Raw genomic sequence first — 14424 nt, 5'->3', positions numbered from 1 at the left:
CACGGTTCGGTGCCATTTCACCCCGCGGGCACGGGTGAACACTCCGGGGACACGTGTGGCCGCCGTCGACGGGCGACGAGCGGCCACACGTGTGTCGCGATGCTCAGCCGGCGGGGACGAAGACCAGGTCGACGCCGTACCACGCGGACGACGTGCCGGCGGGGAACGCGCTGCCGTCGCCGTACACGTACGCCCCTCCGTTGGCGACGGTCGACAGCGGTCCGACCGTGCGGACGTTCGTCAACCCGCCGACCGTCACGGCGTAGAGCCCGCCGACGGACTCGTACGCCGCCGTGTAGACGGCGCCCGGCGTGAGGTTGACGGGAGTCGGCAATGTCACGGTCTGCCAGCCCGACGCCGTCTCGCCCGACGAAGGGGCGCTCGCCAGCAGCACTCCGCCCGCGCTCCACAGCTTGACGGTGTGCGCCCCGGTGTTCGCCGAGCCCTTGTAGAACTTGATCGCGGTGACGGTCCCGGCGACGCTGCTGGTGAAACGCGTGCCGACCTGCACGTTCGCCGTGTCGTTCCACGACGCGTAGACCGGGACGTCCGTGCTGGACCACAGCGAGACCGGGCTCGCGGTGCCGGTCGCCGTGGTGAAGCTCCAGGTGCCCCCGGCGGGCACCGCGCCCGAGACGGTCACCGTCGCCGTGTAGACGGTGCCCGGGGCGAGCGCGGCGGACGGCGTGAACGTCACCGTGCCCGTCGCGGCCACGTAGGCCACGGACCCCGCGACCGCACCGGCCGGGCCGGTGAGCGCCAGGGCAGGCGTGGCGCTGGGCGTCGTGGAGAGCGTCGCCGAGACCGTCGAACCCGTGGACACCCCGGTCGCTCCGCCCGTCGGGACGGTGCTGGTCACCGTCAGCGGCGCTGGCGGCGCGGGGGTGAACACGAGGTCGACGAAGTAGTTCGACTGCTGCCACGTGCTCGTCGGGAACCCGCCGCCGTACCGGTACCGCCCGTTGCCGGCGGCGGGTGCGGTGAGCGGCCCCGCGACGACGTCCGCCGTGAACGCGTTCTGCGTCACCGCGTAGTGGCCCTGCGGGGCGAAGTACGACACCACGTACGTGGTGCCCGCAGTCACCGTGTACGGCGTCGCGAGCGTCGCGGTCTGCCATCCGCTGGCCGTCTCACCGCTGAAGGTGACCGTCGCCAGTGCGGTGCCCGTGGCGCTCCAGAGGGTGCCGGTGTGGGTGCCGCCGTTCCCCGTCCCCTTGAAGAAGCGGATCGCCGAGACGGAGCCGTTCTGGCTGGGCGTGAAGGACACGCCGAGCTCGACGCCCGAGCTGTCGTTCGCCGCGGTGGTGGCCGGCACGACCTCACTGAACAACGTGCACGGGCACCCCGAGCTCGCCGCGGTCGTGAAGGACCACGTCACCGGACCGGCGGTCGCGCCCGTCGTCGACACGAGCCCCGCGGCGGTCGCCGTGTAGGCGGTGCTCGGCGCCAGCGCCGCGGACGGTGTGAACGTCAAGGTCAGGCCGTCGGACGAGAGCTTGGTCGTGCCGGCCACAGCCGTCGTCCCGGCCGTCAGGCCGAGCGTCGCCCCGGCCGCGAGCGGTGCGCTCATCGTCAGCGACACGGGCGAACCCACGGCCGCCCCGGGCTCGCCGGGCGCCGGGCTCTGAGCGACCACCGTGAGGGGCGCCGGGTCGGGCGTGAACACGACGTCGACCAGGTAGCTCGTCGACGAGGTCGAGCCCGGGTAGGCGTCCGCGTACGAGTACATACCGCTGTCGCTGGCGGTCCGCAGCGGCGCGCGCTGGAGGCCCACTCCCGAGAACGCGCCGGTCGTCGCCGAGTACGCGCCGACCGTGGTCCGGTAGGAGGCGACGTACTCGGTGTCGGCCGCGATGCGCACCGGCGTCGCGAACATCACCGTCTGCCAGCCCTGCGTGCTCTCCGCGCTGAACGTCGCGGTGGCCAGCGGGGTCGCGGAACCGGCTGCCCACAGGGTCCCGACGTGGGTCCCCGTGTTGTGCGGTCCCTTGTAGAACCGGACGCCGTTGACGACGCCGCTGGTGCTGCTGGCGAACCGGACGCCCAGCGTCACCGCGCTGTAGTCCGCCGCCTCGAGGGTGGCGGGCGTCGCGGAGTCGTTGTAGAAGGACACCGGCGACCCACCCGCGACCTGGTCCGGCGCCGCCGTGGTGAAGGTCCAGGACGCCCCGCCGGTCACCCCGCCGGTGTTGGACGTCGCGGCGGCCGTGACGGTGTAGGTCGTCGACGGCGTCAGGGCTGACGTGGGTGTGAATGTCGCGATGCGTGATGTCGAGTCGTAGCTCGTCGTGCCGACGACTGCGGTCGACCCCGCCGCCAAGGTCAGCGAGACGGACGGCGCCGTGACGGTCTTGGAGAACGTCACCTGGATCGGCGTGCCGAGCGGCACGCTCGTCGAACCCGGCAACGGGCTCTGCGAACCGATGGTCAGCGGACTCGTGTCGGCTGTCTGGAACAGCACGTCGACGTAGTACTGGCTGGCGTTGAAGGTCTGGTTGGGGAAGGAGCCGGGAGTGCCGTACACGCCGCTGTAGGACGACCCGAAGCCACCTGTGGTCGCGAGCGGCGGTGCGCTACGCCCGGCATACGCGAACGCCTCCGATTGGTTGGCGTAATGCCCCACGGGTGCGGTGTAAGACACCACGTACGTCGTCCCGGCGGACACGGCGACAGGTGTCGAGAACGACGCCTGCTGCCAGCCGCTCGCGGTCTCGTTGCTGAACGTCACGGTCGCCAGGCGCTGCCCTGCGCTCGTCCAGAGCGAGCCGACGTGCGTGCCCGTGTTGGCCGTGCTCTTGTAGAAGCGGACGCCCGAGACGAAACCGGCCGTCGACGCGCTGAACTGCAGTCCCAGCTCGACCGCCGAGGGGTCGCCGCTGTCGGCAGTGACGGGCGTCGTCGTGCCGTACAGGGAGCACGGGCACGACGCGTTCAGGGACAGCGACGCGGGCATGCCGATGTTGGCGCTGTCGTCGATCGCACGCACCTGGACACTCGTTGCTCCGACACCCGCCTGCAGGTAGGAGTACGACCAGCTGGTCGTACCAACTGCGGGGTGCCATGTGGCGCCGCCATCGGTTGACGCCTCGACGCCCGCGACCACGCCGCCGACGTCGCTCGCCGTCCCGGACACTGTGACGGACGAGCCGTTGGTCTCCGGAGTGCCGGCGGTCGGCGTCGTGATGGTGACCGTCGGCGCCGTGACGTCGGTCGACGCCGCGGCCGGCACCATGCCGGACATCAGCGTGAACGGCTGCGCGCCCATGTCGGCCAGCAGATTGATGGTCGCCTGCTGCATGCGCGGGTCCGCGGGCGCACCAGATCCGTCGTGAGTCTGATCGAGGCCCCACGCCCACTGGATGCTTCCCGCCGAGAAGACGAGCGCTCCGCTCGAGGCCTTGTAGAGGGTTACGTGATGCGTCGTCGTGCCGGGCGCGGTCACGTTGCCGAAGTCCTGCAGGTACTGCGGGACGGCGCCGATCGTCGTCGAAAGGTCCACGAGGCCCGGCGGACGGGCACCGTTGTCAAGGTCCTCGTCCGACTCGTACCCGACCGTGTGCGGCGCCAGCGCCTGCGTGGTTCCGGCCGGCATCGACGTGAGCGACGTGTTGCGCCAGAGCCGCGTCAGACCCTGCGCGGCCGTCACCGTGACGGGCAGGTCCGAGTTGTTCGACATGTACAGCGTGCCGCTCAACCCGTTCTCGGGTAGACCCGCCCCCTGCGCCGTCGAGGCGAATCTCGGATCTCGCCACGTGCCCGTCCACGTCGGGGATGGGTCGATCTTTGCGTTGGACCACGTCTCCTTGTAGGAGACGAGGGTCCGATTGGCGGTCGGCGTCCCAGCGATCGACGGCTCGTACCGCGTGTGCCAGTAGATCTCGTTCCCACTGAAGAACGCCAGATTCACGCCCGCGTCACGGGCCGCCTGGACGTTCGCGCGCTGGCCGGTCGACCAGTACTCGTCGTGCCCGACGGACATGAAGGTCTTGTGGTTCAGGAGAAGGCTGCCGTATCGGTCCGAGTCCAGGCCAGCGATGTAGGTGACGTCGTACCCGTTGCGCTCGAGAAAGCGCACCATCGCAAACTCGGAGCTGAAGTAGAAGTCGCGGCCCCCTTGCCAACCCCGCGTGGCGAACGGCCGGTTGTAGCTGATCTTGTACGCGCGGCCGGGGCCGCCGCCCTGATAGAAGTCGGAGCCGCCGTAAGTGTTGTACGCCTCCCACGTCGGGTCAGACGTCTGATAGACGATGTCCGAGTGCGACGAGTCGTTGCGCACGATGAAGGTGATCTGGCTCCACCAGTTGTGGACCGTGTCGCCGAGAAGCGCGACGTAGACGCCCGAGACCGCATCGGTGGGCACGTTCCACGTGGCGGACACAGCCCAGTTGCCGCAGTCGGTCAGCTCGGTCGTCTCGTCCCAGACGCACTGCGGCTGTGTCTGCGGCAGCGCGACTGAGGGGGTGACCGAGGCGATGTGCCTCGCGCCGAGCCCCTGGTACCAGCCGGTCCGGTAGATGTCGATCGTGTACTTCGACGACGTGGTGTCGATCTTGAAGCCGATGCTGCTACCCGCATTGACCGAGATGTCGGTGGCGTATCCCTGGAGCTCCGAGTCGCCGGCTCCCTGGATGTCCCACACGGACGGGTCGGTGCCCGGTTTGGAGTTCTCGCAGACGATGGGGTTGCTGCCGACGCCGCAGGGATCGGCCGCGCTGGCCGGCGCGGCGATGGCGGTGAGCCCTACGCTCGCGAGGGCGACGGCGACCAGGACGGCGACCCGACCGTGGGCTGCCCGAGTAGACATGTCGGCTCCGCTCGAACGTCGTTCCGCACGCCGCCGCTCAGCGGCGACGACACGGACTCGGACACCAATCCGGGTCATACCGGACAATACGGTCCAAAGCGCGACGACGGGTACATCTCGGTCGAAGATCACCCGTCGCGTCGTGCGCTCCCGCCACCACCGCACGGGATCATCGGCGTAAGTCCATCCACCGAACCCGGAGCCGACCGTGCCCGACACCCCGCCGGCCGCCCTGCCGCCGGCCACGATCGCCGCTACCGCCGACGTCGACCCCCGGGCGACGATCGGCGCGGGCACCAAGGTCTGGCACCTCGCCCAGGTGCGCGAGGACGCCGCGGTGGGCGCCCAGTGCATCGTCGGCCGCGGCGCCTACATCGGCCCCGGAGTCCTCGTCGGCGCTCGCTGCAAGATCCAGAACTACGCGCTGCTCTACGAGCCCGCCGTCCTCGAGGACGGCGTCTTCGTCGGGCCGGCCGCGGTGTTCACCAACGACTACTACCCGCGCGCCGTCAACCCCGACGGGACGCTGAAGGCTGCGGACGACTGGCACGCCGTCGGCGTGACCGTCCGGGCCGGCGCCTCGATCGGTGCCCGGAGCGTGTGCGTCGCCCCCGTGACGATCGGCCGCTGGGCGCTGGTGGCTGCGGGGTCCGTCGTCACCAAGGACGTGCCCGACTTCGCCCTGGTCGCGGGGGTGCCCGCGCGGCGGGTCCGCTGGGTCGGGCGCGCCGGCGAGCCGCTGTTCGCCGACGGCGACGGCCGCTGGCGCTGCCCGACGAGCGGCGAGCGCTACGCCGAGGCCGACGGCGTGCTGACCCCCCTGGACTTCGCCCTCTGAGTCAGTACGCCCCTGCGGACCCGAGCACGGCGCGCCCTGTCTTCCAGAGGATGAGCAGGTCCATCGCGACCGACCAGTTGTCCACGTAGCGCAGGTCGAGGCGCACGGACTCGTCCCACGACAGGTCGGACCGGCCGGACACCTGCCACAGCCCGGTGAGCCCCGGCCGCACGTGCAGACGCCGGAACACCTGGTCCTGGTAGCCATCCACCTCGCTCGGCAGCGGCGGGCGCGGGCCGACGAGCGACATGTCGCCGCGCACGACGTTCCACAGCTGGGGCAGCTCGTCGACAGAGAACCGCCGCAGCACCTTGCCGACCGGGGTGATCCGCGGGTCGTCGCGCATCTTGAAGAGCAGGCCGTTGCCCTGGTTCTGCGACAGGAGTGCGGCCTTGCGCTCCTCCGCGTCCCGGTACATCGACCGCAGCTTGATCATGGTGAACGGGCGCCCGTCGATGCCGATGCGCGCCTGCCGGAAGAACACCGGCCCGCGGCTGGTCACGCGCACCGCCAGCGCGGCCGCGAGGATCACCGGGGTGGCGGCGAGCATCAGCGCACCACCGACGAGCCGGTCGAGCAGGCTCTTGGCGAGCAGGCGGCGACGCGGCGGGACGGTCTGCACCTCGAGGAGCGACAGCCCGACCGTCGGGCGCACCGACACGCGCGGCCCCAGCACCTCGACCAGCCCGGGAGCGACGACGAGGTCCGCGCCGGCCCGTCCGAGCGCCCACGAGAGCCGCCGCAGCGCATCGCCGGCCAGCTCGCTTCCCGCCACGACGACCGCCTCGACGCGGTAGTCGTAGGCGACCTGGACGACGTCCGCCAAGGCACCGAGCAGTGGCACCCCGTCCTGCGGGGGCCGGTCGTTCACCGAGGGCAGGCAGATGCCGACCACCCGGTAGCCGTAGTGCGACGAGGAGCGCAGCCCTTCGATGGTGCGGTGCACCGAGTCGGCGTCCCCGACGACGAGCGTGCGGGTCATCGCGAGCCCGTTCCGGCGGGCGCCGTGGAGCCCGCGTCGCTGCAGCTGCCGGCAGAGGAGCCCGACGACGGTCAGCACAGTGGCCACGACGGCCAGCATCAGCCGCGGGAGCGGGTGCGCGGTGAACGCGGTGGCGAGCCCGGGCACGACGACCGCCGCGACCCCCGCCCGCAGCACGGCCTGGAGCTCGCGGGGGCCGTCGCCGACGGACTTCCCGTCGTAGCCGTGGCCGACGCCGACCGCCACGAGGAACGTGGCACCGGCGATGAGGGCCGGGATGGCCTGGGTCGTCGTCGGCAGCCAGCCCAGCGCGTACGCACCGGCCAGCGTCGCAGCGACGAGCGCCAGGTCGGCGGAAGCCGCGCGGTAGACGTAGCCGGTGGCCGCGCCCCGCCACGAGTCGGCCTCGTCACCCTCGAGCGGCACCCGCTCGCCGGCGACGAAGGGTTCGGTGGAGGCCCACGAGCGACGCACGGCGGCAGAGGGACGCCGGCGCTCGACGAGCGCGGCGAGCTCGGCCGTGATCGCGCCGGGTTCTCCTACGACGGTCATGTCAGCCCCCTCCCCGGTGTCCGGTTTGGAGCCTATTCGACCTGGTTGGTACCCGTTAAGCCCTAGATGTCCGATTCATGACACTTTCACCCGCCGTTGGGCTTGGTGTGGAAGAGCAGCTGGGCCCTCTCGAGCCCTTCGACGACGACCGCCTCGGCCGCGTCCGCGGCGCGGTCCACCAGCCACTCGAGGTCCTTGCGCTCCGTCGCGGAGAAGTCGCGGAGCACGAAGTCGGCGGCGTCCATCCGCCCGGGCGGGCGTCCGACGCCCACCCGCACCCGCACGTAGTCCTTGGTGCCGAGCGCGCGGGAGACGTCGCGCAGTCCGTTGTGGCCGCCCTCCCCGCCCCCGACCTTGAGGCGGACGTCCGCGAAGGGGATGTCGAGCTCGTCGTGCACCACGACGACGCGCTCGGCAGGCACGTCGTAGTACCTCGCCAGCTGGCCGACCGGCCCGCCCGAGACGTTCATGTACGTCGTCGGGCGGGCCAGCACCACGCGCGGGCCCGGTGCCCCTCCGGGCAGCGTGCCGAGCCGGGCCTCGGCCGTCGCGGCCTGCGGCCGTCGACCGAGGACACCGCCGGTACGTCCGAGCGTCACGCCGAGACGGCGCGCCAGCTCGTCGAGCACCATCGCGCCGACGTTGTGCCGGTTGCCGGCGTACTCCGGGCCGGGGTTGCCGAGGCCGACGAGGAGCCAACGGTCCTCGGCCACGCTCGTCCTCCCTGCCCGGTGCGGGTCAGTCCTGCTCGGCGGCGGCGGCCGGGGCCGGGGCGGCCTCGGTCTCGGCCTCGGTCTCGGCCTCGGCCCGCGGCACGGTGATCGTCAGGACGACGTGCTCGGGGTCGGTGAGGAGGGAAGAGCCCTGCGGGAGGGCGATGTCGCCGGCGTGCAGGATCGCGCCCTCCTCCAGGCCCTCGATCGACACCTCGACGCGGTCGGGGAGGTGGGTCGCCTCGGCCTCGAGCGAGAGGTGCTGCGTCTCGACGACGTGGATGGTGCCGGGGGCCGACTCGCCGACGACGTGCACGGGGATCTCGACCGTCACCTTCTCGCCGCGGCGGACGATGAGGAGGTCCAGGTGCTCGATGACGTTGTGCACCGGCTCGACCTGCACGTCCTTGGCGAGCGCCAGCGTCAGCGTGCCGTCGATCTCGATCTCGAACAGCGCGTTGGAGTGCTTGACGGCCATCATCACCTGGTGGCCCGGCAGCGCGACGTGCACCGGGTCGGTGCCGTGCCCGTAGAGGACGGCGGGGATGAGGTTGGCGCGGCGCAGGCGGCGCGCGGCGCCCTTGCCGAACTCGGTGCGGCTGGTGGCGACGAGCTTGGTCTCGGCCATGGTGGTCCTCCGGAGCGTTGACTGTCGCCGCACCCGGGGCGCGGCGCATGACGAACTGGTACGACGAATCGAGACGGCCTCGACGCGGGGCGCGGGACGGGCGACGCGGAGGCATCGGCCCAGTCGATCACGGATGTGGCTCGAGGCCGATGCCGGTCCTCGCAGACCGGCAAGCCGACCGTCCGACATCCCTCGCCGAGGCAGCCCGAGAATCCTACCGGCTCCCGCCCCACCCCCCAACCCACGCCCCCTCCCCTCGTGCCGACCGCTTCGGTGCTTCTGCTCCGATTCGGTGCATCGATGCACCGTCGTGGCGCGAATGCACCGAAGTGGCGGCTCAGCGGAGAAGCGGCGGGCGCAGGATCGTCGGGACGTCGGGTGGGAGCAGCCGGAGCACACGCGCCGAGAGGCCCGCGCGACGCGGGATGTCCTCCTTCGTGACACGCACGAGGCGACAACCGGCGTCCACGAGAGCGTCCTGCCGCCGCTTCTCGGCGACCAGGTCCTCCGCCGTCCGGTACTTCGTCCGGCCGTCGTACTCGAGGAACACACGCCACTCCTCCCACCCGAGGTCGGTCCAGAACGTGCCCAGCCTGGTCGTGACGGGGATCTGGGTGCGCGGCAGCGGCAGGCCGTCACGCAGCACGACGAAGCGGGCGGCGCTCTCGCCGGGCGACTCTGCCCCGGCGTCGGCCAGCTCGATCACGCCGCGCGCTCGCGCCACACCGTTGCGTCCGGCGATGCGTGCGAGCAGCTCGAGCGCCGAGGACCGGTCCGCGCCGGCACGCAGCGCGGCGTCCGCGACGACGAGCCCGGCGAGCGGTGGCAGCGAGCGCGCACAGTCGACCATCGTCTGCGCGAGGCTCGTGACGGGCAGGGACCCGACGACCGTCAGCTGGCCAGGGTCCACGGGTCCCGTGTGACGCGCGACCAGCCTGTCCCGGCCAGTGCCCGGACGGCCGAGCTGCCGCACGTGGGTGGCGTCGGGCACACGCCACAACGGCAGGCCCCAGACGAGGGCCGCCGACTCGTGGCTGAACCAGTGCGGCCTCGTCAGCCTGTCGTCGACCGCCGCGATCACGGCCAGCGCGCGTTCCTCCCGCGAGCGGCGTGGGCTCGTCGGGCCGTACCCGCCTCGGGTCAACCGCTCCCATGACGCGCGCCGGACGCGAGCAGCGGTCGCGTTGTGGTCGTGCTCGCGCGCCAGGTAGACGCGCGGCGGCGAGACGACGGGGGTCGGGACCGATGAGCCGGGGCGCAAGGACACCGCGCCACGGTGCTCGGATCAGCCCTTCGATGGCCCTGCTACCGCACGGCAGGCGGCCTTCGACCACGGACCCCCGGCTGTGGTCGGCTCGACCGCCCCCGGCTGTGGTCGGCTCGATCTCCCCGCCACTTCGGTGTTTTCGCGCCGACTCGGTGGATCGATGCACCGAAGTGGCACCGAACCACCGAGGCGGCGGGGGTGGGGGTGGCGAGCGTGAGCACGTCGTGGCGAGGCGGCGGGTGAGTCCGCCGTGGCGAGGCGGCGGGTGAGTCCGCCGTGGCGAGGCGGCGGGGGTGAGCCCCGCCACCGAGCCGGGTCAGGCCTGGCCGTCGAAGAGGGACGTCACCGAGCCGTCGTCGAAGATCTCGCGGATCGCCCGCGCGATGAGCGGAGCGATCGACAGCACGGTCAGCTTGTCGAACCGGCGCTCGTCGGGGATCGGCAGGGTGTCGGTCACGACGATCTCGCGCGCACCGCCGTGCTCCAGCCGCTCGACCGCGGGCTCCGACAGCACGCCGTGCGTCGCCGCCACCAGCACGTCCTTGGCGCCGGCCTCGAGCACCACGCGCACGGCCTCGGAGATGGTGCCGGCGGTGTCGATGAGGTCGTCGACGAGCACGCACGAGCGGCCCTCGACGTCGCCGACCACCCGGTTGGCCACCGCGCGGTTAGGCCGGCGGATGTCGCGGGTCTTGTGGACGAACGCCAGGGGCGCTCCCCCGAGCTTGGCGGCCCACTGCTCGGCGACGCGGATGCGCCCGGCGTCCGGCGACACCACGGTGACGTTGGAGACGTCGACACGGGTCCGCACGTACTCGACGAGGATCGGCATCGCCCACAGGTGGTCGACGGGCCCGTCGAAGAAGCCCTGGATCTGCGCCGCGTGCAGGTCCACGCTCATGATCCGGTCGGCCCCGGCGGTCTTGAACAGGTCGGCCATCAGCCGGGCGGAGATCGGCTCGCGGCCGCGGTGCTTCTTGTCCTGGCGGGCGTAGCCGTAGAACGGCGCCACCACGGTGATGGTCTTCGCCGAGGCCCGCTTCAGCGCGTCGACCATGAGCAGCTGCTCCATGATCCACGTGTTCACCGGCGTGCAGTGCGACTGCAGGACGAAGGCGTCCGCCCCGCGCACCGACTCCCCGAACCGCGTGTAGATCTCCCCGTTGGCGAACTCGTAGGCGGTGGTCGGCACCAGCTCGACGCCGAGGTGCTCGGCCACCTGGGAGGCCAGCTCCGGGTGGGCCCGGCCCGACACGAGAACGAGGCGCTTCTCCCCGTCGCTGCTGATCAGGCCGGTGGTCATCGGGTGGTGTCCTTCTCGTCGGTCGCGGTCTCGTCGGTGTCGGGGAGATCGTCGCCGGGGGGTGCGCCCGCGACCGGGCCTCTGGCGCGGGCCGCCGCCTCCGCGGCCGCCGATCCCGGCCGGGTCCGGTCGACCCACCCCAGGAGGGTCCGCTGGTCGTTCGCGCTGATGGCCAGGGCACCCGGCGGCACGTCGAACCGCACCACCGTCCCGGCCCCGGTGAAGGCGCCGTCGCCGATCGTCACGGGCGCGACGAACATCGTGTCCGCGCCGATCCGCACGTGCGAGCCGATCGTCGTGCGGTGCTTGTCCACCCCGTCGTAGTTGGCCGTGACGGACGCGGCGCCGACGTTCGTGTGGTCGCCGATCTCCGCGTCGCCGATGTACGACAGGTGCGGCACCTTCGAGCCGGTGCCGATGCTGGTGTTCTTCGTCTCGACGAACGCGCCGATCTTGCCGTCGGTGCCGAGCATGGTGCCGGGGCGCAGGTACGAGTACGGCCCGACGGTCGCGTGCGGGCCGATCACCGACAGCGAGCCGTGCGAGCGCACGACGACCGCGCCCGGGCCCACCTCGACGTCCGTCAGCGTGGTGTCGGGGCCGACCGTCGCGCCCTCCGAGACCACGGTGGCGCCGTGCAGCTGCGTGCCGGGCAGCAGCGTCACGTCCTGGCCGAGCTCGACGTCGACGTCCACCCACGTGGTGGCCGGGTCGACGATGGTCACGCCCGCGCGCATCCACTCCTCGAGGATCCGGCGGTTCAGCTCGGCGCGGATGGCCGCCAGCTGCACCCGGTCGTTCACGCCCTCGACGGTCGCCGGGTCGTCGGTCAGCAGCGCGTGCACCCGGCGCCCGTCGCGGTGCGCCAGGGCGACGACGTCGGTGAGGTAGACCTCGCCGGCGGCGTTGTCCCGGCCGAGCCGGCCCAGCGCGGAGCGCAGCACGTCGGCGTCGAACACGTAGGTCGAGGTGTTGATCTCGCGGATGGCCCGCTGCTCGTCGTCCGCGTCCTTCTCCTCGACGATCGCGACGACGCCACCGTCCGCGCCGCGCAGCACGCGGCCGTAGCCGGTGGGGTCGGGCACCTCGGTCGAGAGCAGGGTGACCGCGTTGTCGTCGGCCGCGTGCGCGGCGAGCATCTGCTCGAGCGTCCCGGCGTCCAGCAGCGGGACGTCGCCGGCCATGACCACGACGGCGCCGGAGAGCGGGCTGCGCGCCTCGAGCGCCGCGAGCGCCACCTGGACCGCGCGGCCGGTGCCCGGCACGTCGTCCTGGTCGGCGACGATGGCCTCCGGGTCCACCTGGCGCAGGTGGTCGACGACGAGGTCGCGCCCGTGGCGAACGACGACGGTGACCCGCTCGGGGTCCAGGGCGCGGGCCGTCGCCAGCGCGTGGGCGAGCATCGACCGCCCCGCGAGGGTGTGCAGCACCTTGGGTGTGGCCGACCGCATGCGGGTGCCCTCCCCTGCGGCCAGCACGACGACCGCGGCAGGGCGGGGGATGGTCACGTTCGCCAGGGCTCCTCGCGGTGTGCGCCCGGGAACAACCGGGCCGGAACGTCGCGACGAGCCTACCTCCCCCGGGGTGCCGATCCCGTCCCGACGAGGGCTCCCAGGTGCGCGACGTAGGGTCGAGGGTGTGGCGACGTTCTCCGCAGTGAACCGGCAGCACATCCTCCAGGCGATCGCCGAGTACGACGAGCGGGGCGGCGAGAACTTCCTCGGCGTCTACGGGTTCGGTCCGTCGCTCGAGTACTGGCTCGTGCACGAGGGACGGCAGTACGACTCCAAGGCGATCCTCGGCGTCGCCCACAAGTACGCCACCGGCCGCATCGCGCCTGAGGAGGAGTTCAGCCGCGGGGTCGCCGGCGCTGCCGCCGTGCTGCGGAAGAACGGCTTCGAGGTGACGGGGCCGGACGCCCCGGAGAGCGCTGCGCCCGTTCGTCGTACCCCTTCCGCGCGCACGACGAGCCCACGCTCGTCCTCGCCGCGCACGAGCACCCGCCGCGTCGCCCCGGAGGACCGGCCGGTGGCGATCTGCCCGACCTGCTTCACGGTGCTGCCCGCCACGGGCGTCTGCGACACCTGCGGGTAGCCGCCCGGGCGCGCGTCGAGGGGCGCGCCCACGCGGGACGCACCCCTCGACGGATGGACGACTAGGAGCGCCGAGGCGCGTGCGTCGTCAGGAGGACCTTCCGCAGTTCCTGGTACTGCGGCTTGGGGTGGTAGCTCGGGTCGAACAGGAGCCCTGCCCCCTCACCGTGGAACACGCCGGGGATCCAGGAGTGGCCGTCGTCCACGCCCCAGGCCGTGAACGAGAGACACTGCCGCACCGCGAGGCAGGCCTGCAGCAACTGTGTCCAGTAGGACTGCTGCGTGGCCTGCAGGGCGGGTGTCAGCGGGATGTCCGTGTAGGCCCCGGGGTTGGCCGGGTCGGGCTGGACGAACGTGCGGACGTCGACCTCGGTGAGCGCGACCTTCAGCCCCAGCGCGGCGAAGCGCGTGAGGTTGTTCTGCAGGTCGGGGAACCCGTACTGCGTGTCCAGGTGACCCTGGAACCCGACGCCGTCGATCGGCACCCCCTGCGCCTGGAGCTGCTGGACGAACGCGTAGACCGCGTTGCTCTTCGCCCCGGTGAACTCGAGGTTGTAGTCGTTGTAGAAGAGCAGCGCGCGCGGGTCCGCCTCGTGCGCCCAGCGGAAGGCGTCGGCGATGTAGTCAGTCCCGTTCATGCCGAGCGCCTGGTAGGCCTGGTAGAAGATGTCCTGGCGCGGGGTGCCGTCGTCGGCGAAGGCCTCGTTGACCACGTCCCACTGCCAGATCTGGCCCTTGAAGTGCGTCACCTCGTCGGTGACGTGCTTGTGCAGCAGGTCGCGCACCTGCTGCGGCGTGAACGACGTCGTCACGCCGTCGGTCGACAGCCAGCTCGGCAGCTGGTTGTGCCACACCAGGGTGTGGCCGCGGACGAGCTGGTGCGCCGCCCGCGCCCCGGCGACGAGACGGTCGGCGGGCGCCCAGTCGTACGTGCCCTGCGTGGGCTCCACGAGCTGCCACTTCATGACGTTCTCCGGCGACACCGTGCTGAACTGCTGGTTGACGATCGCGGTGTACGTCGCGTCCGACCCGTACAGGTCCATGTTGACGGCCGCCCCCACCCTCAGGCCGGAGCGCTGCGCGAGGATGCGCAGGCTGGGCTGGGTGTCGTGGATGGTGGTGCCGGAACCGACCGGCGGATGGCCGCCGGTGGTGGCGAACGCCGCCGCGGGCGTCGCGGTCAGTGCCGCCGTCGCCAGGGCGACGACCAGCAAGGGATGACGGATGCGCATTGCAGGCTCCTT

The 14424-nt window shown here is 72.0% G+C and carries 10 protein-coding genes; 2 read left to right on the top strand and 8 right to left on the bottom strand.

Annotated elements, in window-relative coordinates; all coding sequences use genetic code 11:
• Positions 1–103: 103 nt before the first annotated feature.
• Entirely contained in the window at positions 104–4804 is a 4701-nt protein-coding gene (locus BGO37_RS01365) for a DUF4082 domain-containing protein (RefSeq protein ID WP_291751433.1), read from the bottom strand.
• Between the two features lie 208 nt (positions 4805–5012).
• Here BGO37_RS01365 and BGO37_RS01360 point away from each other — a divergent pair, with 208 nt between their 5' ends.
• Positions 5013–5642 carry an acyltransferase gene (locus BGO37_RS01360; RefSeq protein ID WP_291751431.1) on the top strand — a complete coding sequence of 210 codons (630 nt, stop codon included), beginning with the start codon at positions 5013–5015 and terminating at the stop codon, positions 5640–5642.
• 1 nt (position 5643) lies between these two features.
• On the opposite strand, the gene BGO37_RS01355 is transcribed toward BGO37_RS01360, so the two are convergent.
• The 6 genes from BGO37_RS01355 to glmU all read right to left on the bottom strand — a co-directional run bounded on the left by BGO37_RS01355 (position 5644) and on the right by glmU (position 12595).
• The gene (locus BGO37_RS01355; protein WP_291751430.1) at positions 5644–7176 is read right to left on the bottom strand and encodes a sugar transferase; all 1533 of its coding nucleotides are present in this window, start codon (positions 7174–7176) and stop codon (positions 5644–5646) included.
• 86 nt (positions 7177–7262) lie between these two features.
• Positions 7263–7889, bottom strand: a complete 627-nt coding sequence (gene pth, locus BGO37_RS01350; RefSeq protein ID WP_291751427.1) for an aminoacyl-tRNA hydrolase — start codon at positions 7887–7889, stop codon at positions 7263–7265.
• 25 nt (positions 7890–7914) lie between these two features.
• Positions 7915–8517, bottom strand: coding sequence for a 50S ribosomal protein L25/general stress protein Ctc (locus BGO37_RS01345; RefSeq protein WP_291751425.1), 603 nt, complete (start codon positions 8515–8517; stop codon positions 7915–7917).
• Positions 8518–8854: 337 nt separating this feature from the next.
• A complete protein-coding gene (locus tag BGO37_RS01340; protein WP_291751423.1) occupies positions 8855–9784 on the bottom strand; it encodes a hypothetical protein in 930 nt (309 codons plus the stop codon).
• A gap of 316 nt (positions 9785–10100) precedes the next feature.
• Complete coding sequence (locus BGO37_RS01335) at positions 10101–11087, bottom strand: ribose-phosphate diphosphokinase (protein WP_291751420.1); 987 nt, start codon at positions 11085–11087, stop codon at positions 10101–10103.
• On the bottom strand, positions 11084–12595 hold the full coding sequence (gene glmU, locus BGO37_RS01330) for a bifunctional UDP-N-acetylglucosamine diphosphorylase/glucosamine-1-phosphate N-acetyltransferase GlmU (RefSeq protein ID WP_291751417.1): 1512 nt from the start codon (positions 12593–12595) through the stop codon (positions 11084–11086). Before glmU ends, BGO37_RS01335 begins: the two co-directional genes overlap by 4 nt.
• Before the next feature lie 130 nt (positions 12596–12725).
• Here glmU and BGO37_RS01325 point away from each other — a divergent pair, with 130 nt between their 5' ends.
• Positions 12726–13181, top strand: a complete 456-nt coding sequence (locus BGO37_RS01325; RefSeq protein ID WP_291751415.1) for a hypothetical protein — start codon at positions 12726–12728, stop codon at positions 13179–13181.
• Between the two features lie 61 nt (positions 13182–13242).
• Here BGO37_RS01325 and BGO37_RS01320 read toward each other — a convergent pair whose 3' ends face one another.
• The gene (locus tag BGO37_RS01320) at positions 13243–14412 is read right to left on the bottom strand and encodes an endo-1,4-beta-xylanase (RefSeq protein WP_291751413.1); all 1170 of its coding nucleotides are present in this window, start codon (positions 14410–14412) and stop codon (positions 13243–13245) included.
• Between the last annotated feature and the right edge of the window lie 12 nt (positions 14413–14424).

Origin of the sequence: Cellulomonas sp. 73-92 (assembly GCF_001898175.1) — a bacterium.
In the GTDB taxonomy this organism is placed as follows: domain Bacteria; phylum Actinomycetota; class Actinomycetes; order Actinomycetales; family Cellulomonadaceae; genus Cellulomonas.
The sequence above is the reverse complement of the archived record's forward strand: the minus strand, read 5'-3'. Positions and strand labels throughout refer to the sequence as shown.